The organism is Marinobacter sp. (assembly GCF_041595835.1).
Lineage (GTDB): Bacteria > Pseudomonadota > Gammaproteobacteria > Pseudomonadales > Oleiphilaceae > Marinobacter.
On sequence record NZ_JBFHJO010000007.1, the window covers coordinates 22,926 to 46,008 of the forward strand.

The following is a 23,083-nucleotide window of genomic DNA, read 5'->3' on the forward strand; positions in this document are numbered from 1 at the left end:
AAAACAGGAACAAACTATGCGGCGCTGGGGTATTCGCAAAAAAGTCTTGGTGGTAACCCTGGTTCCCACCCTTGTTACTACTTTATTGCTGGGGCTGTTTTTTACGAACAGCTGGGTTAGCAACATAGAAAGCCTCCTCCAGGATCGTGGCGAGTCTTTGTCCCGTCAACTGGCGGCGAGCTCAGAATACGGCCTTTTCACCGCCAACCGAAGCCTTCTCAACAGCTTGTCGAACGCCTTACTCGAAGAACAGGATGTACGCTCAATCACCTTCTTCACTCGCGATGGGCAACGACTATTGCACACAGGCCCCGGAAGCACCGATATCATCCCCCCAGAGTCTCTGGAGTCAGACCGACCATTACGGCTAACCATCAACAGCACCACCCGATTCATCTCCCCTGTGCACCTGCAGGACCTCATGATCGAAACCATGATCGATCCTGACACCCGCCTGAATGCCTCACAGTCAAGCGACCTTCTCGGCTGGGTTGCCGTTGAGATGTCTCACACCCGAACAGAAAAAGAGACCTATAAAGCACTCCTGATCTCCTTATTGATGATTATTGGCGGCGTATTTCTCAGCATGGGTATTGCACTACGTCTCAGCCGCGCCTTCACCGATCCGGTATTCCAGCTGAATGAAGCCGTTGCCATGCTCAAGGAAGGAAAACTGGAAACCCGGGTGTATACAGGTGCAGGCCCTGAGTTCGAACAACTGGAGTCCGGCCTGAACGATATGGCTTCTGAGTTAGGCAAAGCGCAGGCCGAAATGCAGCAGAACATTGACCAGGCTACGGAAGACCTGAGAGAAACCCTTGAAACCATCGAAATCCAGAACATCGAACTGGACTTCGCCAGAAAAGAAGCACTGGAGGCCAGCCGGATCAAATCCGAGTTCCTGGCCAACATGTCCCATGAAATCCGTACCCCGCTCAATGGCATCATCGGGTTCACCGAACTATTGCTGAAAACCCCGATGCCGCGACAGCAGCGTGACCACCTGAACACCATTCGAAAATCTTCAGAAATTCTTCTCACCATCATCAACGACATCCTGGATTTCTCCAAAATCGAAGCTGGCAAACTGATCCTTGACCGGGTGCCCTTCGCCCTCAGGGATATCGTTGAAGAAGTCATGGTTATGCTCGCACCGGCAGCCCATGCAAAAAATCTGGACCTGGTTCCGCTGGTCTATAACGATGTCCCCAACAACATCATGGGGGACCCGCTGCGGGTAAAGCAGGTCATTGCGAACCTGGTCAATAACGCCATCAAATTTACCCAAACCGGTGAAGTCGTCCTGCGCGCAAGCCTGGAGGATGAAAACCACGATGATAATCGTATTACCCTTCGCCTGAGCATTACCGACTCAGGGGTTGGCCTATCCCGGGCGCAACAACAATCACTGTTCAATGCGTTTAGCCAAGCCGATGCATCTACCGCACGACAATACGGAGGCACAGGTCTTGGGCTTGCCATTTCAAAACGCCTGGTGGAAGAAATGGGCGGAGAAATCGGGCTTGAAAGCGAGCTGGGGAAAGGCTCCACCTTCTGGTTTACTCTCACGCCGGAACTGTCGGCAACCGGTGACAACACCGCACCGAAAGAAGCTTTGCGTGGTGAACGCGTTATTTATCTGGAGCAACAAAAAACAACGGGGCTGGCTGTTGAACACCTGCTCAGGGACTGGGGTATGGTTGTTGACAGGGTGTCATCACCGGCAGCATTACAAGAGCGTGTCGAAGAGGCTCAGCGCCATCAGGAGGGGTATGCAACCGCTCTTATTGGCATCACTCGCCACTTACTGAATTCAAGCCAGTACTGCCACCTGATCCAGACTCTGGAAGTAGAGCGAGACTGTCGAACCCTGCTTTTAACTCCCACCCTCGAAACGCTGGACACCCCGCTTTCAGGCCTATCCAGCGGACATCTGACCAAGCCGGTTTGCCGGGATGCACTCTATGACGAACTACTGGCGCTCATACACGGCATCCACGTAAACAATCAGAGCGATCAAGAAACGTCACTCCCATTACGACAGGGCAGCCCGGCCAAAACGCCTCGAATTCTGGCAGTAGATGATAACGACGCCAACCTGAAGCTGGTCCTGACTCTGCTTCAGGACTGTCGGATTGATGCAGAAGGTGCGTCCAGCGGATTCGAAGCACTAACCAAAGCGCGCCAAAAGCCGTTTGATCTGGTGTTCATGGACCTGCAGATGCCTGGAATGGATGGCGTAGAGACCTCCGCAAGAATAAGAGACCTGGACTCCGACTCTCACTATACGCCAATCATCGCCCTGACCGCTCACGCCCTGGCTGACGAGCAGGAACGGCTGACACAACAAGGGTTTGATGGCTATATGCCCAAACCTATCAGTAGCCGCCAGTTGACAGAATTGATTCGCGAATACACCGGGTATGACTGCAAAACCACCCAAAGCTCATTCAAAATCGCCGAAGTCAGGGACACCCGAAGAACCCTGCGCCCTTCAAACCGGCGTATGCAGCAGGACTGCGTGAGCATTGCCGAAAGCATCAAGCTGGCCGCCGGCAAGGCTGATCTGGCCGAAGAACTGTTCAGCATGCTGCTCGAGCAGCTGCACACCGACATCCCACGAATACAGGAACTCTGGAGCGAAAAGAATTTTGAGGCTTTACTGGAGTGCGTTCACAAGCTACATGGTGCCACCCGTTATTGCGGCGTCCCCGAACTTCGCACTGCAGCCAATCGATTTGAAACGGCCTTAAAGTGTGACGCTGCCGACCGTGAGATCCTGAAAGATCAGCTCATTTCGGCTATGGACCGGTTACAAATCTGGAGTGAGCAAACCGACTGGCAGCCGCTTTTCAGAGAGCAGCGCCAGCCGCAACCGAGCTGATCGACAATCAGGACCTCGCGCGGTCCAGAATGGCGCGCATATCCTTCACGGCATCTTTCAGCCCGGTAAACACCGCACGTGCGATAATCGCATGTCCAATATTGAGTTCATTGATTCCGGGAATGGCTGCTATACGCTCAGTATTATGATAGTTCAGGCCATGCCCCGCATTCACAATCAGACCTTTTTTTCGCGCATAGGCGACCGCATCGTCCAGAATTTTGAATGAGGCATCAGCCTGCGCCGGTGTTGTTGCATCAGAATACTCCCCGGTATGCAGTTCAATCACTGGGGCGCCACAACGCACAGCTGCGTCAATCTGAACCGGGTCCGGGTCAATGAATAAAGAAACCTCAGCCCCGATTTCAGCCAGTCGCTCACACGCCAGAGCAACACGCTCTTCCTGGCCATCAACATCGAGCCCGCCTTCGGTAGTGAGCTCTTCCCGCTTCTCAGGGACCAAACACACACACGCAGGCCTGACCTGCTCGGCAAACGCCAGCATAGCATCCGTCACCGCCATTTCCAGATTCATCTTAGTCTGCAATACATCGTTCAGTAGCAGAACATCGCGATCCTGAATGTGTCGACGATCTTCCCGGGGGTGAATGGTTATACCATCAGCGCCCGCTTCCTCTGCAATCAATGCTGCCTGCACTGGGTCGGGGTATCGGGTGCCCCGGGCCTGACGCAACGTTGCCACATGATCAATGTTCACACCAAGCAACACTCTGGGATTCATAGGGCTCTCTCTGATGAAGAAACAGAATGACTGAAAAGACTACGACTGTGTAGCGGCTTACCTTGCAAGAGAAAGTCTACCAGCACTCGCATAACACGCTTGGCCGTTTTTCGAGCAATATCGGTGTCGAAATCTCCGGCCGACAGTGCCAATAGGGCCTCACCCTGCAACTGACTCAGCCGAACACCGGTGCAGCCAGCTGACACAATACCTTGCGCAGGATCATAACCATAGCAATCGCCCGCCACTACCGGACACCCCGTGTCCGTGGTTTCATCCCACGCAAAATCATATCCCTGAGATGCGGCAAAGGCTCGCTCAAACCTGCGCAGTATTGGCTCCACGTCCCCTTTCGGCACAAGATTCGCCAGCCTCTGAAGACATTCGATATAACTGGCAAAAAGCGTTGGATAGGGGTCTGCTTCAGGCAGAATACGCTGCAGCAACTCATTGATGTATAAGCCACTGTAGAGCGCATGATTCTGGTTTAAGCGAGGAGCTGAACGCACCTCCACTTGAGTCAGGTTTTTCAGGTTACTTTTCCCGGCCCAGTCGATCAACAGGGGCTGGAAGGGCTGCAGCTGAGCTTTTAGCGGGCTTTTCGTGCTATTTCCAGCTCGGGCCACCAGACTCACCCGTCCATGGTTCAAGGTGAATACATCAATTAACAGCGCCGTCTCCCGCCAAGGACGGCGATGAATCACATAAGCGGGCTCTTGTTGCACCGCCTCTCTCATGGCCGCCTCAGAGGTCGCTCATGCCCAGGCTTTTCAGGGCCCGGTCACTGTCAGCCCAACCACGCTTGACCTTCACCCAGAGGCGAAGCATCACTTTGGTATCAAACATGCGCTCCATGTCTACCCGGGCTTCCTGACCAATCCGGCGCAATCGTTCACCTTTGTCGCCAATAATAATCTTCTTCTGACCTTCACGCTCCACCAGAATCAGAGCCGAGATATGCAAGGTCTTGCCCTGAACCTTAAACTCTTCAATCTCAACAGCCACGGAATATGGTAACTCCGCACCCAGCTGGCGGGTGATCTTTTCCCGCACCATCTCTGAGGCCATAAAGCGTTCACTTCGGTCAGTGATCTGATCATCCGGGTAGAAGTGCACGCTCTGTGGCAGAAAACGACCAACGGCTTCTTGCAGAGGTTTCAGATTGTCATCTCTAAGTGCTGACAGAGGTATGATTTCAGCGAAATCACGCTTCTTGGCCAAGGCCTCCAGGTGAGGCAACATCAATTCACGCTTTTCCAGTTTGTCGACTTTGTTCACTGCCAGAATAACCGGGCACTTTACCCGCTCAAGCTTTTCCAGAACCATTTGGTCGGCGGTAGTCCAGGCCAGCTGATCAACAACAAACACCACGACATCGACACCAATCAGAGCCGACGTCGCCGCTTTGTTCATATACCGGTTAATCGCCCTGGGCTCTTCTTCATGCATGCCCGGGGTATCGACATAAACGGCCTGCACATCGCCATCTGTCTTAATGCCAAGAACCTGATGGCGGGTAGTCTGAGGCTTACGAGAGGTAATACTCAGCTTCTGGCCCAGAATATGATTCAGTAATGTGGATTTACCCACATTGGGGCGGCCTACAATAGCAACAAAGCCACAGCGACTATCCGGATTTTCCGGGGTGGTAACATCATTCATCAGGAATTCTCCACGCCCAGTTGTTTAAGGGCACTGCGGGCAGCTTGCTGTTCCGCAATACGGCGACTACTGCCAGTGCCTGTAGTTTTTCGATCCAGTGACGGCAATGCACAAGACACATGGAAAGTCTGATTGTGAGCTTCTCCATCCACAGAGATCACTTCATACCGCGGCAACGGAAACTGTCGGGACTGCAGATATTCCTGAAGCCGGGTTTTCGGGTCTTTCTGGGTATCCTGAATGTCCAGAGCAGCCAATCGCTCTTTAAACCAGCGCAACACCTGTTCACGACAGGTATAAAAATCGCTGTCCAGGTAGATAGCTCCAATAACAGACTCAACCGCATCAGCCAGAATGGACTCACGGCGGAACCCGCCGCTTTTCAATTCACCAGAGCCTAAACGCAGGTACTGGCCCAACTGAAACTCGCGCCCGATTTCCGCCAGGGTGACCCCCTTGACCATCCGGGCTCTGAGTCGGCTAAGCTGCCCTTCCCGGGCGGCTTCAAAATGTAAGAACAGGTATTCTGCGATCACCATATTTACAATAGAGTCGCCAAGAAACTCCAGGCGCTCATTGTTCTGATTACCGCAACTTCTGTGGGTAAGCGCCAGCAGCAACCGCTCAGGGTCTTTGAACTGATAACCGAGGCGGCGCTGAAGCTGATCAAGATCGGGTTGTGAACTCACTTGCCTTTGAACTCATACTCATGTTGGAAGTGAACGATCGTGTCCACACTGCCAAACAGGTTATTGCGAACTTCGTAATCAACATTGACCAATACCAAACCACCGTCTTTCTCTACAGTGATATTTTTAGGATCAAAACCGCGTACGCTGTTCACTCTTAATTGCTTGTTGATGGTTTCTCGCACCTGAGCTGGCCCCATCTTGGACAAGCCTTCGATATTCTCAAGATTTTCGAGAGCTTCCTGAATGGTAAAATCATCAAGATAGGCAGGACCAACCTTGAGCACGAACGTTAACAGGCCAGCAAAAAACAAAGCCACAATCAGCATGGTCAGGGCACTGCCCTGCTGACGTTTCAGGCTTACAGGAAACTTATTATTCATAGTTATTCGCTCCGAAATCATCGGGATCATTCAATACCACCTACTCGATCAAAAGATGGCAAACTTGTAAAAGATTTCCAGTGCATCCAGATACCAAAGGCCTTTCCGACCACCAGTTCATCCGGTACGGTTCCCCAGAATCGACTGTCATTACTGTTATCCCGGTTGTCACCCATCACAAAGTAATGACCGGCCGGAACTTTCCATTCGCCTTCACCTGCCCCCGAAACACGGCCCATGGTGAGGTAGATATCATGCTCTACATCACCCATTTCTTCGCGCCAGCGCTCCATCGGGGGGAGCCGGGCAACAAAATCCCGGGCTACCGGCTCATCATTTATGAAAAGCTGCTTGTTACGGTATCTGATGGTATCACCCGGCAAACCGATCACGCGCTTGATGTAGTTGGTGACGCCGTCTTCGGGGAAGCGGAACACCATCACATCACCCCGTTCAGGGTCTCCAACCTCAAGCACCTTAGTACCGACAACTGGAAGCCTCAAACCATAGGCGTACTTGCTGACCAGGATAAAATCACCCACTTCCAGGGTTGGCAGCATCGACCCAGACGGGATCTGAAACGGTTCAACCAGAAACGAGCGCAAGACCAGAACAATTGCCAGAACCGGAAAGAATGAGTGGCTGACATCAACCAGCCAAGGTTTCTTCGGTTCTTGGTCATCGTCCACAGCACCTTGCTCACCAGCTTTGGCCAAACGATGTTTTTTCAAAAACAATTTGTCTGCAAGCCAAACCACACCGGTCACAAGCGTGAGAACGACCAGTACCAGTGGAAAATCAATATCCATCCGGATGCCTTTGTGTTAATTATCGACCTTCAACACGGCAAGAAACGCTTCCTGAGGCACCTCAACATTACCCAGCTGCTTCATACGTTTCTTACCTTCCTTCTGCTTCTGAAGCAGTTTCTTCTTCCGGCTAACGTCACCACCGTAACACTTGGCCGTTACGTTTTTACGCAGCGCTTTAACCGTTACCCGCGATACCACTTGCGTACCAATGGCTGCCTGAATGGCAATATCAAACATCTGCCGAGGTATCAGCTCTTTCATTTTTTCGATCAGCTGACGACCTTTGCGGTGAGCCAGATCTTTATGAACAATAATGGCCAGAGCATCGACCCGCTCTGCATTGATCAGTACATCCAGACGCACCAGATTAGCGTTCTGGAACCGGACAAAGTGATAATCCAGTGACGCGAACCCGCGGCTTGCGGATTTAACCCGGTCGAAGAAATCCATGACCACTTCCGCCATCGGCAGCTCATAGGTGAGCTGCACCTGCGACGACATAAAGTGCATGTTCTTCTGAACACCCCGCTTTTCCTCACACAGAGCAATCACGTTACCCAAATGCTCCTGGGGTACCAGGATATTGGCCTCAACGATCGGCTCTCGCATTTCTTCGATAGAACCAATATCCGGAAGCCGCGAGGGATTATCTACCGATAACGTCGCACCCTGCTTGGTAACCACTTCATAGATTACTGTTGGCGCAGTAGTAATCAGGTCTATATCGTATTCTCGTTCCAGCCGCTCCTGAATAATCTCCATGTGCAGCATGCCAAGGAAACCACAGCGGAAGCCGAAGCCAAGGGCGTCTGAGTTTTCTGGCTCGAAGAATAACGAGGCGTCATTCAAGGTCAGCTTTTCAAGAGCATCCCGGAAATCGTCATAGTCATCAGCGCTGACCGGGAACAAACCGGCATAAACCTGCGGTTTGACCTTCTTGAACCCCGGCAACATGGGGGTTTCTTCAGCATATTTCTGATGCACAATAGTGTCACCCACAGGCGCACCGTGGATATCTTTGATCCCGGCCACTACAAAACCTACGTCGCCGGCTTCAAGAATGTTGGTATCCGTCGGTTTTGGATTAAAAATACCGACTTTGTCTGCATTCCAGGACTTGCCCGTGGATTTGATAACGATCTTGTCTCCCTTACGCAAAACGCCCTCGATGACCCGCACCAACGACACAACGCCCAAGTAGTTATCAAACCAGGAGTCAATAATCAGGGCCTGCAAGGGGGCGCTACGGTCACCTTTGGGTGGCGGTATCCTTTTGATAAGGTCCTCAAGAACATCTTCAACGCCCAGACCACTCTTTGCACTGCAACGCACTGCATCCTGGGCCTCAATACCAATAATATCCTCAATTTCTGCCGCCACACGCTCCGGCTCGGCCTGCGGCAAGTCCATCTTGTTAAGAACAGGAACAACTTCAAGACCCTGTTCAAGTGCCGTATAACAGTTCGCGACCGACTGGGCCTCAACACCTTGCCCCGCGTCGACCACCAGCAACGCACCTTCACAGGCATACAGCGAGCGCGAAACCTCGTAAGAAAAATCCACGTGTCCCGGGGTGTCGATAAAGTTCAGTTTGTAGGTTTCACCATCCCGGGCAGTGTAGTTGAGCGTTACACTCTGGGCTTTGATGGTAATGCCTCGCTCTTTCTCCAGGTCCATGGAGTCGAGCACCTGTTCAGCCATTTCTCGCTCGGTCAAGCCGCCGCAAGTCTGGATAAAACGATCCGCCAGCGTGGATTTACCGTGGTCGATGTGGGCAATAATAGAAAAATTACGGATTCGGCTCAGTTCAGTCACAGACAATGATTACTCATATAAGACATAGGTTTGAGCCCGGAATGGCCGCTACCGGATCCGGGGACGGCGTGATTTTACCGGTAACCGGCCGCCATTGCCATGATCAGGAAATAAGCGGCTTCTCGTACTGACGAATAAGGAAGCCGATCAGGGCATCTTCATCGAGCGGGTAGCTGAATAAATTGCCCTGACACTGCGCACATCCGGCGGACTTCAGGAAGGTCAACTGCTGCATGGTTTCAACACCTTCTGCAACGACGGTCAGGTGCAGCTTATGCGCCAGCGCTATAACCGCAGAGGCTACATCTGTCGCGCTGACATTGTATGGGATATCACGGATAAAGCCGTGATCAATTTTGATGACATCTAAGGGTAATTGCTGCAAGGCAACCAGTGAACAGGACCCCTTCCCGAAATCATCCAGTATTAAACACACCCCCAGATCATTCAGAGAAACCAATAACTCTCTGAGCATACGAGGGTCTTCATTCAGTAACTCCGCGGGCATTTCCAGTTCCAGCCGGTCCGGTGATACACCGGTTTCGGTGATCACTCTACGAATAAGGTCAAGAAAACCAGCGTCAGTGATCTGACGAACAGAGAAGTTAACCGCCATTTTCAAGGACTCAAATCCAGCCCTTTCCAAGGCCTGAACCTGAATACACGCCTGACGGAGGGCCTGTTCACCAAGCCTGATAATCAAGCCGGTCTCATCCGCCAAATGGATAAACTGTTGAGCAGAAACAAGCCCCTTCTCCGGATGGTGCCAACGCAAAAAGGCCTCGACACCAATAACTTTCTGGCTTACCAGGTCAATTTTGGGCTGGTAATGCAGTACAAAACGATCGTCCTCAAGAGCCGTCGCCAGCTCTTCCTGTTGCAATAACCGACGAGCAGCCTTGATATTCATAGCCGGGGTGAAGAACTGGTAGTTATTCCGGCCCAGCTCTTTGGCCCGATACATCGCCAGGTCAGCATACTTCATGAGCGTACCGACATCTTCGCTGTCGTTCGGGATCAGGGTAATACCAATACTGACCGTAATACCCACATCGTGTTCATTCAGGCGCATTTTCTGGCACAGCTTGCGCAAAATAGATTCTGCCACTTTCCCGGCAGCATCCGCCCCGCTGACACGGGAAAGCAGGACAACAAACTCATCGCCTCCCAGCCGCGCAACAGAATCCTCCTCACGCACACACCCGGTGAGCCACTCCGCAACCTGTCTCAGCAACTCGTCGCCCGCATCGTGCCCCAGGGTGTCGTTGATTCGCTTGAATCCATCGAGGTCAAGGTACATCAACGCTGCAGGTTCACCACTTCGGCGACTTCGGTGGACAACATGATTAAGCCGATCACGGAACAGTTGCCGATTAGCCAGCCCCGTAAGAGGGTCATAAAAAGCCAACCGGTGCAGTTCAGACTGCGCAGCCTTAAGCTGAGTGAGATCCCGAAGACTTAACACCACGCCATTAACACCGGGCACTTTCAGCATAGAGGTAAAAGTGCCCTCCATATCACGACAAACACCGGCTGCATCAGTAACACGCGCACGGACTACCGGCATCTGTTTACCCGGGGAGGTGACAGCCTCCTGAAACACTTGCTTTATCCGGGGCCAGTCTCCGGCATTCACCAAGCTTTCAAAATCCAGGCTATAAACCTTATCCGGATCAAAACCCAAAATATCCCGGCTGGACGGGCTGGCGTACAAAGGTTTTCCTTCGCAATCCATCACCAGAGTAACGTTAGCCGCACCTTCAGTAATTGCGCGATAGCGCCCAGCACTGGCTTGCGCAATTAACCGGGAGCGCACCAATGACAATACCAGCAGATAAATCAGAACACTGATCGCAAGGCCCGACCCCAAAACGATCGGAGGTCTGGGGTCTGCGGCCAGAAAGTCAAAGGCCGGAGTAGAGCGGGTTTGCAGAAGCCAGTCCCTTCCCCCATGGGAAACGGTCTGGCTGAGCTCAAAACTGAAATCATCATCCAGTGACCCCAAATTGGAGCCGTACATCAAGGTACTCCGAGACTCTGTCGCACTGTCATATATTCGAACATCAAGAAACGGGGAAATCAGCCCGACAATCCCATCAATCAGATTGTTCATCCGGAAAGCACTGAACACATAACCCGCCAGCATCATCCGCCGCTCTGTACGAAGTTCCGGAACAGCCCCCCCCTGATAAACCGGGTAGTACATCAGGAAACCAGCCTGATCTTCATCGACAGATTCCTGCACCAGCACAACTTTCCCGGTTACGGTCGGCTTTGCACCATCTCTCGCCTGCTCCATCGCGACGCGGTGAACCGGATCACTAAAAGCGTCATACCCCAAGGCGCTCCGGTTTCGCTCTGTACCGGGCTCAAGGTAAACCATTGGATAATAATCAGGACCAACACCTAGTGGCTGGACCAGATAGTTGAAAACACCTTCCGCCCGTACAGATGAAATATGATTTGCCATCTGACGGACATTGATACGTTGAACGTAACCAATCCCCTCAATACCGGGGTAATAACGGTTAATATCGACTTTATCAACATACTCTCGCCATTCGTCCCGGCTGACCTCGCCAGAAACTGCAAACAGGCCAGCACTACCCGCTAACACCTGTTCGTAATTAATCAGGCGTTCTTCGATGGCGGTTTTAAGTTGAAGAGACTGAGCACGGAATTTTGCTTCTGTGCGGTCTTCCACTAAACGGATAGAGACCTGCCATAACAGAAGAGTTACACCAATGGACACCAGAAAGACAAGCCAGGCCAGCCAGGAGTTACGCAATTTAAGTAACTGACGGAGAGGCAATTCCTTGTTTGACATCATGACACGGGTCCGCTCCATGACCTATGGCTGTTATATTATAAGTTCAGACGAGTATAACAAAAGCTCCCGGGCATGTCGTGACACGCACCGAGAGCTTGAGCACACTCCGATTTTACAAGCGCTTAAATCATGGTCTCATCACCAGGTAGATGGCACGGCCCTGGCGGACAACGCGAACCGAAACAGCCCTACCTTCTGGCAAGTTTTTAACAACCTGCCGGAATTCCTTCAAGGAACCAACTCGCTGGCGATTAATTTCAGTGATAATGTCCCGGCTACGAACTCCCGCTTCAAAGGCCGGACCACGCTCAACATTCGTCACAAGCACGCCGCTCTCAACACCTGCCGACCGGGCACCTTCCGGTGTCAGCGGTTCAACCGTCAGCCCAAGCGCCTTGGAGGCACTGCTGCCACGGCTATTATTAGCCGGCGACTGACTGATTTGACCGTCCTCCGGCAGCTCACCGATTTCAACATCGAGCTCAATTTCCTTACCTTCACGCAGAACGGTTAACCGGGCAGATTCACCTGCCAGAGTTCTGCCAACCTTAGGTGGCAGGTCAGAGGATAGCTCCACCTCTTCACCGTTGTACTCCAGTACAATATCACCGGCCTGCAGCCCACCAGCCAAGGCTGGCGAACCTGGCATCACTTCTGCAATCAAGGCCCCCCGGGGCCGCTTGAGACCGAAAGTCTCAGCCAGATCGCGATTAACCTCCTGAATCAATACCCCTAACCATCCGCGCGCCACAGTACCTTTGTCACGAAGCTGGCGGAACACACTCATAGCATCATCAATAGGAATAGCAAAAGACACACCCATGAAGCCACCGGAGCGGGTATAAATCTGCGAGTTTATTCCGACAACCTCTCCGTCCATATTAAACAGTGGTCCACCGGAGTTACCCGGATTAATGGCGACGTCTGTCTGGATAAACGGTACGTAATTTTCAGAAGGCAAGGACCGGCCAAGCGCGCTGACAATACCCGCAGTAACGGTGTAGTCGAACCCGAAGGGCGAACCAATGGCGAACACCCATTCACCGACTTTAAGCTCTTTGGAACTGCCGACTCTGACAACAGGCAGATCATCAGCGTTCTCAATCTTCAGAACCGCCATATCAGAACGGGGATCGGTACCAACAATCGTCGCAGAGAATTCACGGCGGTCATTTAACCGAACAACCACTTCATCGGCGCCCTCAACAACGTGATTATTGGTCAGTACATAACCATCTTTTGAAACAATGAATCCTGACCCCATGGACCGGGTCGGTTGCTGCGCACCTGGTCCACCACCAAAAGGCGAGTTTGGCCCACTAAAAAATTCCTGCAAAAACGGGGGCAACTGCTCAAGCTGACGCTCATCGAAAGGAAGACCGTGAAGCCCAGAGCGCCGGTTAACAGGCTCGCTGGTCGTACTGATATTCACCACGGCGCTGGAGTTCTCTTCCACCAACTCAGTAAAGTCTGGTAGCCCTCGTGCAGCAACGCTCTGACTCCAGAATACCGATACCATCACCGCAAGCATCAGTATGGCACCCGCTATAGTTCCCGAACGCATAGTCTCTGGGAGGCGGGCAACCACGGTGTTTGTTTTATGCATGTTGAACCCCCTTATATTGGCCGATGGTCAGTGGTTACAATCTAAGGCTGACCAACAGCTTTTCAACTTACAATATCGTAGGGTTCACAGGCACGCGATTGACGCAATTCTGTTAACCCGAATCATACGTGGCTGAAACCTGTCTCCGGAGCGTGACTGCCAGTGGCGAACCGCCCAAAAGCCTGCTCCGAGCCCCGTAAAAGCAGCCACAATCGCAGCAAGATCCGTCCCGCCAAGCCAGCGATAACCAGCAATACTCATCAAAACCATCAACACCAACGGCAGCCCATAAACCGCCAGCGAAGCGGTCAGCAAGGACTGTTCATCAACACCAATCACCACTTCGTCACCAAGGTTGGCTCCAGCGGTATTCTCAACCAGAATCTGATTCGCCCGACCACCGGACACGGCAGCCAGCGCACGCTGACCACAACCGGAGCGCGCAGAACAGCTCTGGCAGGCACTGGTTTGTATGGTCTGAACCCACGCCCACCCACTGTCCAGAGCAACCACTTTTCCAGTTTCAGTGATCACTGACAGGCCACCCCCGAGCCACGTCACTGTCAATCGTGACGGCATCAGCAACTTTCCTGGCTGTGCCAGGGGGAATTTCTCCAACAACCGCGACAAGGAAAGCCCGATCTGCCACGGAAACCTCACGCATATAAACCGTTGTCGCGCCAATCCGTGAGGCACCGGTTGGCATCTTCAGTTTTTTAACCGGCTCGACAAACACTGAAAACGTCGCCAGACCATCAGAGAAGGCAACGGCTTTACCCTTGCCTGAGCGAGGGGCCGCTGCCGGCATAAAACCTTCTGGCTGCCAATTCAGCGTCCAGCCATTCATCCGCCCTACAGGAGTCTGCCGGGCCTTCTGGGCATCCAAGTGACGAGTAATTTCACGGCCCTGAGTCTGAACATCAAACTCACTGTCCGGGATATCGTCGGTAATGTTAAGGCTGGTAAACTGAAAGTGCTCTAAAACGGATTCATCCACGTCCCGAACATGGCTTTTAACCAGCAGCCCCGTGCTCTTTTCCAGCCACAGACGGTGGCTGTACCGGTGCTTATCTTTGGCGGTCAAAGCCACCGTCACCACATCGTAGCCAGCAACCCTGTCTTCACCAATCAACTCGGGGAGGTACCACTGACCAAACGGCATAAGTTGGCTGGTAAATGCTTCTGCGAACGGACCTGAAGGAATAACCTCGTCCAACCGGATTCGCCCGTGATCCGGCAAGACACATACCACGTGCATGCCTTTCCTGACAATCTCACCACTGCCACCGTCCTGCATCACCAGACGTTCTTCAACCCGACCATCCCGATAACGGTGTGCTATGCGCATGGAATGCACCTGATCACCTCTGGCGTATACAAACACACCTTCGTAAGACGTCATATTCAGGGCTGGCCCCAAGCGCTCCAGCCAGGCCATAGCCTGCCCCACAGGCTCTGATTCAGGAGCTTCCGGCGCTTGCGAATATGCGACGGAAGCCCCCATAAAAAACGACACGGCAAGAAAGACAAACCTGAGAGCCATCACCAATCTGTTTTTAACCGGAAACTTCATTACCTGACACCCCGGGTTCAATAACCGCCGTTCGCACTAACCATCCGAGCATAACCCATCGACCCGCCGCCCGCGCCGACACTATTATGCTGCGCGTGTTCCAGTAAATATTGCCGCATCTGGCGCAACTGATCTTCATCCAATCGCTGCCAAGCCACCTCTTCCACCGCCGATGTGAGCTCAGCCGCCCCGCCTTCGTCTATTCCCGCTGCCGCCAGAATATCCGTCACATCCCCCGGCTGAGACTCCCAACCCGCGCCAGCACCAAACCCTACTACCAACGCCAGGGCAACCATGGCCGCAACCGGCCAATGCCAGTATGAAGTCGCGACAGCACGAGCCTTTCTTCTGGAATCAGCCGGAACAGCCTGACCATCAATAGCCTCACGCACGGCTCCAGCCACATCGATACTGTATGGGGCAAAGTGGCTTTCATGCATCAGATCGCGCACCTGCTGCCAACGCTGCCACTGCGCCCTGATTTCATCCTGATTTCCATGCGAAAGAAGCCTGCGAACCGAAAGTTCATCCGCTTCGTCGTCCATCATCGCTGAAAGGGTTTCTCTGAGACGCTCATCCATAGGGTGCAACCTCACTTACGTCACTGAATGATTAAGCAATGGACTGATGTAGCGATCCACTGCGTCCCGGGCTCTGAAAATCCGGGAACGGACGGTTCCAATAGGGCATTCCAGAATTCGCGCAATGTCCTCATAACTCAAGCCGTCATACTCTCTGAGCAGAAAGGCCGATCGTAGTTCCTCGGGCAATCCCGATATGGCCTCCGACAACGCTTTCTGTAGCTGATCTTTCTGCAGCAGGCTTTCAGGTGAAGCGACATCACGCAGTCGGCGGCCATCGTCAAAATTTTCAGCTTCCGCAGAATCGGCCGACCCTTGGGGGCGGCGCCCACGGGCTTCGAGATAATTTTTAGCGGTGTTAACAGCAATCCGGTACAACCAGGTGTAAAATGCGCTATCACCACGAAAGCGGTCGATCGCCCGGTATGCCTTAATGAAGGTTTCCTGGGCCAGGTCCATCACTTCCTGGCTGTCGTATACATAACGACTGATAATAGATGCCACCCGGGACTGGTATTTCACAACCAACAGATCGAAGGCCGCACGGTCACCGTTACGAACCTTGCGCACCAATTGCAGATCCGTCTGGCTTTCGGTCTGCTCACCGGGTTTCGAATTATTTTCAGAAATCATGGACGAAGCAACGGATGGTCCCGTTCTGGTTGCCACCGCGGTGGCTTTTAATAGGCTCGCTTGTGTCATTCGACTGTTCCGGTGTTCATAAATGAACCCAGGTTGCAGACAGCAACCGGCTGGTGGCATACCCATCAAGCCAAATAGACAGCAAGCACAAAGTTTAGTTCAATACACGTCCACATTATGGCCTGCGATAACGACTCAATGCCACAATCCTACGAATACGATGTTCTTATTATTGGCAGCGGCGCTGCCGGTCTGACCGTTGCCCTGAACCTGCCAGAGCACCTGCGGGTTTGCGTGGTCAGTAAAGCCGACATCAGTTCCGGAGCTACACTCTGGGCTCAGGGCGGAATCGCAGCGGTTCTCGACGCAACAGATTCTGTCGAAAATCATATTCAGGATACGCTGAATGCTGGCGGCGGGCTCTGCCACGAGGATGCCGTGCGCTTTACAGTCGAGCACGGTAAAGAAAGCATTGACTGGCTGATCGAATCCGGAGTGGCGTTTACCCGCAAAGAAGACGACGAACAGTACCACCTCACCCGTGAGGGCGGACACAGCCACCGCCGGATCATTCACGCCGCAGATGCCACTGGCCAAGCCGTTTCTACAACACTGGCAAGCCAGGCAGCCGCAAAACCCAACATTGAGCTGAAATCCGGCCGGGTCGCGGTTGACCTTATTACCAACCGCAACCTGTCACTACCCGGAAACCGTTGTATCGGAGCCTACATTCTCAACCTGGAAGACAATCACGTTGAATTGTACCGGGCCCGCTTTACAGTTGTGGCAACAGGCGGTGCCTCGAAGGCGTATCGTTATACCACCAATCCGGATGGTGCCTCCGGCGACGGAATCGCCATGGCTTGGCGTGCAGGCTGCAGAGTGGCCAATATGGAGTTCAACCAATTCCACCCAACCTGCCTGTATCACCCCCACGCCAAATCATTCCTGATCACCGAAGCTGTTCGCGGTGAAGGCGGTGTGCTCCGGCTCCCGGATGGCAGCCGGTTTATGGACAGGTTTGATGAACGGGCCGAACTCGCGCCCAGAGACATTGTCGCCAGGGCGATCGACCATGAAATGAAGCGCCTGGGCGCTGACCACCTGTACCTCGATATCAGCCACAAGCCCGCAGACTTCATCAAACACCATTTTCCGACTATCTATGAGAAATGCCTCAGCTTTGGCATCGACATCACAAAAGACCCCATTCCAGTGGTGCCTGCCGCTCACTACACCTGCGGTGGCATCATCAGTGACGATCGGGCCAGAACCGACATCAACCAGCTTTATGTGGTGGGCGAAGCCGCTTTCACCGGGCTGCATGGCGCCAACCGAATGGCGAGCAACTCCTTACTGGAATGCCTCGTATACGGGCGGGCTGCAGCGCAAGACATTGCTCGCCGGGAAGCCGATATTCCCTCAGTTCCCTTAGCTCCGGGGTGGGATGAAAGCCAGGTACGAGACTCCGATGAAGATGTCATCATTTCCCACAACTGGGATGAACTGCGCCACTTCATGTGGGACTATGTCGGTATTGTTCGCACCACCAAGAGACTTCACAGAGCCAAACACCGGGTTGACCTCCTTTCCGGCGAGATCAGCGAGTTCTACAGCAACTACCGCGTAACCAACGACCTGATCGAATTGCGGAATCTGGTCACTATCTCAGACCTGATTATATGTTCAGCCTTGCAGCGAAAAGAAAGCCGGGGCCTGCATTACACTCTGGATTACCCGGAACTTCTGGACGAAGCTCGAGACACCATATTGGTACCGACAACCTATCGAACCCTGTCCCCCTGAACCAGGGACTTCACCAAATTTCTAAAGGCAAAACCCACTATGTCCGACATTAACGCAGCAAACGACCACACTGATTTCCATCGCTTATGGTGGCACAGCCGCCGCGGCATGCTAGAGCTGGATGTTTTGCTACTGCCGTTTCTGGAAGAAGCCTACCGGGACCTCGAACCGGAAGATAAGGAACGCTATCGCAAGCTGCTTAGCTGCGAAGATGCCGACATGTTCGAGTGGTTCATGCAGCGCAGCAAACCCGAAGACCCGGATCTTCGGCGCATTGTTGAGATGATTCTGAACCGTGTCCAGCCGGATTAAACTGACTCTGTCACCCTCTGTTTCAGCCGGGTTGCTAGCTACAGCCCCCTGGGTTGCTTTGGCCTCTTTTAGTGCCGCGGCTGCTCTGGAGTCATCGCCCCTGATGCTGGCGTTCATGATACCGGCCGGTCTCTTGGGCTGGAAATCATTCCGTCACCACGGTCTGTTACAAAACCCGAACTCCGTGATTGCCATAACCGGCGACCAAACCGGGCTTCTATGCCAGCTCGCCAACGGTACTGAAATCCCCATCACCATTTGCGGTTCCAGCCACCTGAGTTCTGCATTAGTGATTATGAAATTCAGGCCTGCAGGTCGCAGATCAGGTAGCATGGTCACACTCATTACCGGCAACATCGGACCTTTCAGGTCCAATGCCAGTGAACCGGACTTCAGGCGCCTGAGAATGATTCTTCGGGCCAGCCAGCCTGAACACCCGCGCAGAACCCCCTCGCACTGATCTGGAGACCATCGTGAGCAAACAGGATTCCCTGCCAGTGTCCAGCGTCCAGGCCGCAGGCTTTGTAATACTGGCCAACCGAACCATAGTTCGCGTCAGCGGCCCGGGAGCAGACAAATTCGTGCAAGGCCAGTTCACCCAGCACGTTGATGAAGTGACTGAAGGTCAGTCACTTCGGGCTGCGGCCTGCACCCCCAAAGGTCGCACTTACTGCCTTACCCGCCTGGTGCGGGATGGCAACGATCTACTGATGGACCTTGAAAACAGCTTGATCGACAACACGTTAAGCCATCTCAGAAAATACCTGATGCTCTTCCGTGGCACGACCATGGACGCTCTACCCACGGCCCGGATTATTGGCCTGATTGGTGAGTCTGCCGCAACAGCGGTTGCCGGAAACGGTGCCCGAACGCTCAAATCGCCAGGCCAGGTCCTGCAAATCGGCGACAGCCATCTGATTCGCATTGAAAACACGTATAATCAGACACCGCGCTATGAATGGTGGCAGCCAAACGAAGAGCATGCCTGCCCGCCAGACGTGTCCGAAATCACGCTGGATCACTGGCGCGAGTCGAGCATCGCTGCCGGTGTGCCGTGGCTGACGCAGGCAACCATCGAAGCCTATGTGCCACAAATGCTGAACCTCCAGCACTTACAGGGCGTCCACTTCAAAAAAGGCTGTTATACCGGACAAGAAGTGATTGCCAGGATGCACTTCCTAGGGCAACTGAAAAAAAGTTTGTATCGACTCTCGTTCAAAAACACCAACCAGGCACCTGAAGAAGGTACCAGGCTGCTAATGAATGGCAAAAGCGCAGGTGAGGTGGTTAACGCGATTATGACGGGCAATCAGCAAGGCGAGCTGCTTGCAGTCATCCGCCATGACGCCGATCCCGACTTGCTGTCACTCGAAGGTCAGGAACTGGCCAAACTTCACCTTGAGCCACTGCCCTATCCAGTACCTGAGCAGGACAAAAGAACGCAGGCAGATACATAAGATCACAGGCAAAACTGATTATTTTTGCTATACATAAGCTTTACACCTGTCAAAACAGAGCCCTGCACAAGGGCAACCAGACAAGCGGAACGTTACTGACCATGGCCAATATTATTGAAACCATCAAAGCTGATCTGACCAGCGCCATCGAAAACGACAAACTGGTACTGCCAACACTACCGGAGGTGGCCCTTCAAGTACGGGAGATTGCTGAATCTGAGGATTCGGCCATTGCGGATCTGGTAAATGCCATCAGTAACGACACCGCGCTTTCCGCGCGCATTATTCGCGTGTGCAACAGCCCCCTGTTCCGCGGCAGTCGCGCTATTGAAAACCTGAACATGGCCGTTAGCCGGTTGGGCATGGCTTATACCAGCAATCTCGCTATGGGCCTGGCTATGGAGCAGATGTTCCAGGCCACTTCAGAAATGGTCGACAAACGTCTTCGAGCCACCTGGCAAACCAGCACGGATGTCGCCGGGATCTGTCACGTCCTTGCCCAGCACTACACCAAGCTTCGCCCCGATCAAGCTACCCTGGCAGGCCTGGTGCACCTGATTGGCGTCTTACCTATTCTACGCTACGTCGAAGACCAGGAGCTCGAAGTCAGTAGCCTTATGCTCGATGCCGTAATAGATGAGCTACATCCTCGCATTGGCAGTATGATTCTGAAAAAGTGGCAATTCCCGGAAGCTCTGCAAAACGTACCCATGGACTATGCAAACTTCCAGCGAGAAGTACCTGCAGCTGACCACGCAGACCTGGTCATGATTGCTAACCTGCAACTGGTCGCCGGCACTGACAATCCATGGAACGAGATGGATTTTTCTACCATCTCGGCATTTGCACGGCTAGGACTCGATCCAGAAATGAACATGGAGGAGGAAGAGGACCTCAACGCCCAAATGGAAGCTGCAATGGCGTTGCTCAAATAAAACTCTGGCAACTTGACCAACAGATTTAAGACTTTTTCAGGCCTGATTATTATTTGCGGTAGCGAGCCAGCAATTCCGCTTGAGAAGGCAGAGCCCAGTCCACCGGACTCTGCCCTTTCCCGATGAGCCAGTCGTTGGCTAAGGAGAAATGCTTGCAACCGAAAAAACCACGATAGGCGCTGAGTGGTGATGGATGAGGCCCTTCGAGAACCAGGTGACGCCCTCGATCGATAATGCGCCCCTTCTTCCTGGCGTAACTACCCCAAAGAAGAAAAACCACACCCTCGCGGTGCTGATTGATGACTTCAATCACCCGATCAGTAAAAGCCTCCCACCCCTTGCCCTGGTGGACTCCGGCATTACCTTGCTCTACCGTCAGCACTGCATTTAATAGCAAAACACCCTGCTCTGCCCATGGCTGAAGACAGCCGTGATCTGGCGGTGCAATACCCAGGTCCTGATGGATTTCTTTGAAGATATTAACCAATGAAGGCGGTATACGCACACCGGGGCGAACGGAAAAAGACAAACCGTGCGCCTGGCCAGGACCATGGTAGGGATCCTGACCAAGAATCACGACCTTGACCTTATCCAACGGAGTGCTGTTCAGGGCATTAAAACAATATTTCTGTGCAGGGAAGAGTACTTTACCTGCCTGTTCCTCAGCGGCCAGAAATGCTGCCAGATGCTGCATATATGGCTGCCGGAATTCTTCCGACAGCCACTCATCCCAGCCTTGCCCGGGCTTCAGCTGCTGAGCCAGCGCCTCGACTGGATGCATGCGTTACTCTCCGGACTTCTGCTCAGTTTTGTGCTCAGGACGCATAGCGGGAAACAGAATCACATCACGGATAGACGGAGAATCGGTCAGCAACATAGCCAGACGGTCGATACCGATGCCTTCACCGGCAGTCGGTGGAAGCCCGTATTCCAGTGCCATCACGTAATCTTCGTCATAGAACATCGCTTCATCATCACCGGCATCTTTCTCTGCCACTTGTGCCTGGAAACGCTCGGCCTGATCTTCTGCATCGTTCAACTCCGAGAAGCCGTTGGCAATTTCACGCCCGCCCACGAAGAACTCAAAACGCTCAGTTACGAATGGGTTGCTGTCTTTACAACGAGCCAGTGGAGACACTTCTTTCGGATATTCTGTAATGAACGTCGGTTGCATCAAACGATGCTCCGCAGTCGCCTCGAAGATCTCGATTTGCACCTTGCCCAAGCCCCAAATGTCTTTTACCTGAATGCCCAGGCCTTTAGCCAATTCACGAGCCTGCGCTTCATCGGCTAGCTGTTCGCGAGTCATATCCGGGTTATAGCGCAGAATGGCATCAACCACAGTCAGGCGATCGAACGGCTTGCCAAAATCGTATTCAATAACTTCTTCTGTGCCATCGTTAAGCACACGAGTGTTCGTCACAGTCGTTGTACCCAGCACTTTCTCTGCGATAGTACGCAGCATGTCTTCTGTCAGATCCATCAGATCATTGTAATCAGCGTAAGCCTGATAGAACTCGACCATGGTAAATTCCGGGTTATGCCGAGTCGATAAACCTTCATTACGGAAATTACGGTTAATCTCGAACACCCGTTCAAAACCACCCACAACCAAACGCTTGAGGAATAATTCCGGGGCTATCCGAAGATACATATCAATACCCAGAGCGTTGTGATGAGTCACAAACGGGCGAGCAGTGGCTCCACCTGGAATCACCTGCAGCATGGGGGTTTCCACCTCCATGAAATCACGTTCAGTGAAGTACTGACGCATCACACTGATAATTTTGGACCGGGCATGGAATACACGACGGCTATCTTCGTTCATCATCAGATCAACATAGCGATGGCGGTAGCGAGCTTCGGTATCCGTCAAGCCTTTATGCTTTTCAGGTAGCGGGCGAAGTGACTTCGTCAGCAGCGTGTATTCGTCCATAGAAACATACAAGTCACCTTTGCCAGACTTGCATAGAACACCACGCACACCCACGATATCGCCCAGGTCCCAGTGTTTAGTCTCTTTCTGCACGTCCTTGGACGCATAGATCTGGATACGGCCAGTCATGTCCTGAACCACTTTAAACGCTTTGCGATCAAGCATCATACGGCCGGCTATGGCCACCTGAATGCCCATAGCCTCAAGCTCTTCCTTGGATTTATCACCGTATTTTTCCTGCAATTCAGCAGCGGTAGCATCACGGCGGAAGTCATTCGGGAACGGATTACCTTGCTCGCGCAGATTCGCCAATTTAGCTCGGCGCTCGGCAATCAGCTTGTTGTCCTCGGGCTGTGCAGCGTTCTGGGTATGTTCAGTCATTTTAGCTCACTAAGAAGTCGGGGGTGTCCGGTTCAGC

The 23,083-nt window shown here is 52.9% G+C and carries 21 protein-coding genes; 6 read left to right on the forward strand and 15 right to left on the reverse strand.

The annotated features are described in order from the left end of the window. Positions 1-16 precede the first annotated feature (16 nt). Entirely contained in the window at positions 17-2,884 is a 2,868-nt protein-coding gene (locus ABYA77_RS04555; protein ID WP_372964762.1) for an ATP-binding protein, read from the forward strand. A 7-nt stretch (positions 2,885-2,891) separates the two neighbouring features. Here ABYA77_RS04555 and pdxJ read toward each other — a convergent pair whose 3' ends face one another. The 13 genes from pdxJ to rpoE all read right to left on the reverse strand — a co-directional run bounded on the left by pdxJ (position 2,892) and on the right by rpoE (position 16,210). Next, complete coding sequence (gene pdxJ, locus ABYA77_RS04560; protein ID WP_372964763.1) at positions 2,892-3,626, reverse strand: pyridoxine 5'-phosphate synthase; 735 nt, start codon at positions 3,624-3,626, stop codon at positions 2,892-2,894. Next, positions 3,623-4,363 carry a DNA repair protein RecO gene (recO, locus tag ABYA77_RS04565; protein WP_372964764.1) on the reverse strand — a complete coding sequence of 247 codons (741 nt, stop codon included), beginning with the start codon at positions 4,361-4,363 and terminating at the stop codon, positions 3,623-3,625. Before recO ends, pdxJ begins: the two co-directional genes overlap by 4 nt. Positions 4,364-4,370: 7 nt before the next feature. Beyond that, a complete protein-coding gene (gene era / locus ABYA77_RS04570) occupies positions 4,371-5,288 on the reverse strand; it encodes a GTPase Era (RefSeq protein ID WP_372964765.1) in 918 nt (305 codons plus the stop codon). Then, positions 5,288-5,977 (reverse strand): ribonuclease III, encoded by a 690-nt coding sequence (gene rnc, locus ABYA77_RS04575; RefSeq protein WP_372964766.1) that lies wholly within the window; start codon positions 5,975-5,977, stop codon positions 5,288-5,290. The genes era and rnc overlap by 1 nt, the downstream gene beginning before the upstream one ends. Beyond that, positions 5,974-6,360: a DUF4845 domain-containing protein gene (locus tag ABYA77_RS04580; protein ID WP_372964767.1), complete on the reverse strand. Its 387-nt coding sequence runs from the start codon at positions 6,358-6,360 to the stop codon at positions 5,974-5,976. The genes rnc and ABYA77_RS04580 overlap by 4 nt, the downstream gene beginning before the upstream one ends. Before the next feature lie 26 nt (positions 6,361-6,386). Beyond that, positions 6,387-7,169: a signal peptidase I gene (gene lepB / locus ABYA77_RS04585; RefSeq protein WP_372964768.1), complete on the reverse strand. Its 783-nt coding sequence runs from the start codon at positions 7,167-7,169 to the stop codon at positions 6,387-6,389. A gap of 15 nt (positions 7,170-7,184) precedes the next feature. Further along, the gene (gene lepA / locus ABYA77_RS04590; RefSeq protein WP_372964769.1) at positions 7,185-8,987 is read right to left on the reverse strand and encodes a translation elongation factor 4; all 1,803 of its coding nucleotides are present in this window, start codon (positions 8,985-8,987) and stop codon (positions 7,185-7,187) included. 103 nt (positions 8,988-9,090) lie between these two features. Then, on the reverse strand, positions 9,091-11,817 hold the full coding sequence (locus ABYA77_RS04595; RefSeq protein WP_372964770.1) for an EAL domain-containing protein: 2,727 nt from the start codon (positions 11,815-11,817) through the stop codon (positions 9,091-9,093). 127 nt (positions 11,818-11,944) lie between these two features. Continuing rightward, positions 11,945-13,423 carry a DegQ family serine endoprotease gene (locus ABYA77_RS04600; RefSeq protein ID WP_372964771.1) on the reverse strand — a complete coding sequence of 493 codons (1,479 nt, stop codon included), beginning with the start codon at positions 13,421-13,423 and terminating at the stop codon, positions 11,945-11,947. Between the two features lie 84 nt (positions 13,424-13,507). Beyond that, a complete protein-coding gene (locus ABYA77_RS04605) occupies positions 13,508-13,957 on the reverse strand; it encodes a SoxR reducing system RseC family protein (protein ID WP_372964772.1) in 450 nt (149 codons plus the stop codon). Continuing rightward, positions 13,947-14,996, reverse strand: a complete 1,050-nt coding sequence (locus tag ABYA77_RS04610) for a MucB/RseB C-terminal domain-containing protein (protein ID WP_372964773.1) — start codon at positions 14,994-14,996, stop codon at positions 13,947-13,949. Before ABYA77_RS04610 ends, ABYA77_RS04605 begins: the two co-directional genes overlap by 11 nt. 17 nt (positions 14,997-15,013) lie before the next feature. Further along, positions 15,014-15,577, reverse strand: a complete 564-nt coding sequence (locus ABYA77_RS04615; RefSeq protein ID WP_372964774.1) for a sigma-E factor negative regulatory protein — start codon at positions 15,575-15,577, stop codon at positions 15,014-15,016. Between the two features lie 15 nt (positions 15,578-15,592). Continuing rightward, positions 15,593-16,210: an RNA polymerase sigma factor RpoE gene (gene rpoE, locus ABYA77_RS04620; RefSeq protein ID WP_372964819.1), complete on the reverse strand. Its 618-nt coding sequence runs from the start codon at positions 16,208-16,210 to the stop codon at positions 15,593-15,595. Between the two features lie 207 nt (positions 16,211-16,417). Between rpoE and nadB the strand changes: the two genes are divergently transcribed. From nadB to ABYA77_RS04645, 5 genes are all read left to right on the forward strand, one after another. Beyond that, entirely contained in the window at positions 16,418-18,025 is a 1,608-nt protein-coding gene (gene nadB / locus ABYA77_RS04625) for an L-aspartate oxidase (RefSeq protein WP_372964775.1), read from the forward strand. 39 nt (positions 18,026-18,064) lie between these two features. Next, a complete protein-coding gene (locus ABYA77_RS04630; RefSeq protein ID WP_372964776.1) occupies positions 18,065-18,337 on the forward strand; it encodes a succinate dehydrogenase assembly factor 2 in 273 nt (90 codons plus the stop codon). Beyond that, on the forward strand, positions 18,321-18,797 hold the full coding sequence (locus tag ABYA77_RS04635) for a hypothetical protein (RefSeq protein WP_372964777.1): 477 nt from the start codon (positions 18,321-18,323) through the stop codon (positions 18,795-18,797). The genes ABYA77_RS04630 and ABYA77_RS04635 overlap by 17 nt, the downstream gene beginning before the upstream one ends. 13 nt (positions 18,798-18,810) lie before the next feature. Next, the gene (locus ABYA77_RS04640) at positions 18,811-19,794 is read left to right on the forward strand and encodes a folate-binding protein YgfZ (protein WP_372964778.1); all 984 of its coding nucleotides are present in this window, start codon (positions 18,811-18,813) and stop codon (positions 19,792-19,794) included. 101 nt (positions 19,795-19,895) lie between these two features. Then, positions 19,896-20,729 carry an HDOD domain-containing protein gene (locus ABYA77_RS04645; RefSeq protein ID WP_372964779.1) on the forward strand — a complete coding sequence of 278 codons (834 nt, stop codon included), beginning with the start codon at positions 19,896-19,898 and terminating at the stop codon, positions 20,727-20,729. 49 nt (positions 20,730-20,778) lie between these two features. Here ABYA77_RS04645 and ung read toward each other — a convergent pair whose 3' ends face one another. After that, positions 20,779-21,510, reverse strand: coding sequence for a uracil-DNA glycosylase (ung, locus tag ABYA77_RS04650; RefSeq protein ID WP_372964780.1), 732 nt, complete (start codon positions 21,508-21,510; stop codon positions 20,779-20,781). 3 nt (positions 21,511-21,513) lie between these two features. Then, positions 21,514-23,046 (reverse strand): lysine--tRNA ligase, encoded by a 1,533-nt coding sequence (gene lysS, locus ABYA77_RS04655; RefSeq protein ID WP_372964781.1) that lies wholly within the window; start codon positions 23,044-23,046, stop codon positions 21,514-21,516. Positions 23,047-23,083: the final 37 nt, after the last annotated feature.

Bases quoted from the DNA above. Each gene is read 5' to 3' on its own strand.
- ABYA77_RS04555 (WP_372964762.1), top strand. From the start codon at position 17: ATGCGGCGCTGGGGTATTCGCAAAAAAGTCTTGGTGGTAACCCTGGTT.
- pdxJ (WP_372964763.1), bottom strand. From the start codon at position 3,626: ATGAATCCCAGAGTGTTGCTTGGTGTGAACATTGATCATGTGGCAACG.
- recO (WP_372964764.1), bottom strand. From the start codon at position 4,363: ATGAGAGAGGCGGTGCAACAAGAGCCCGCTTATGTGATTCATCGCCGT.
- era (WP_372964765.1), bottom strand. From the start codon at position 5,288: ATGAATGATGTTACCACCCCGGAAAATCCGGATAGTCGCTGTGGCTTT.
- ABYA77_RS04580 (WP_372964767.1), bottom strand. From the start codon at position 6,360: ATGAATAATAAGTTTCCTGTAAGCCTGAAACGTCAGCAGGGCAGTGCC.
- lepB (WP_372964768.1), bottom strand. From the start codon at position 7,169: ATGGATATTGATTTTCCACTGGTACTGGTCGTTCTCACGCTTGTGACC.
- ABYA77_RS04595 (WP_372964770.1), bottom strand. From the start codon at position 11,817: ATGATGTCAAACAAGGAATTGCCTCTCCGTCAGTTACTTAAATTGCGT.
- ABYA77_RS04600 (WP_372964771.1), bottom strand. From the start codon at position 13,423: ATGCATAAAACAAACACCGTGGTTGCCCGCCTCCCAGAGACTATGCGT.
- ABYA77_RS04610 (WP_372964773.1), bottom strand. From the start codon at position 14,996: ATGAAGTTTCCGGTTAAAAACAGATTGGTGATGGCTCTCAGGTTTGTC.
- ABYA77_RS04615 (WP_372964774.1), bottom strand. From the start codon at position 15,577: ATGGATGAGCGTCTCAGAGAAACCCTTTCAGCGATGATGGACGACGAA.
- rpoE (WP_372964819.1), bottom strand. From the start codon at position 16,210: ATGATTTCTGAAAATAATTCGAAACCCGGTGAGCAGACCGAAAGCCAG.
- nadB (WP_372964775.1), top strand. From the start codon at position 16,418: ATGCCACAATCCTACGAATACGATGTTCTTATTATTGGCAGCGGCGCT.
- ABYA77_RS04630 (WP_372964776.1), top strand. From the start codon at position 18,065: ATGTCCGACATTAACGCAGCAAACGACCACACTGATTTCCATCGCTTA.
- ABYA77_RS04645 (WP_372964779.1), top strand. From the start codon at position 19,896: ATGGCCAATATTATTGAAACCATCAAAGCTGATCTGACCAGCGCCATC.
- ung (WP_372964780.1), bottom strand. From the start codon at position 21,510: ATGCATCCAGTCGAGGCGCTGGCTCAGCAGCTGAAGCCCGGGCAAGGC.
- lysS (WP_372964781.1), bottom strand. From the start codon at position 23,046: ATGACTGAACATACCCAGAACGCTGCACAGCCCGAGGACAACAAGCTG.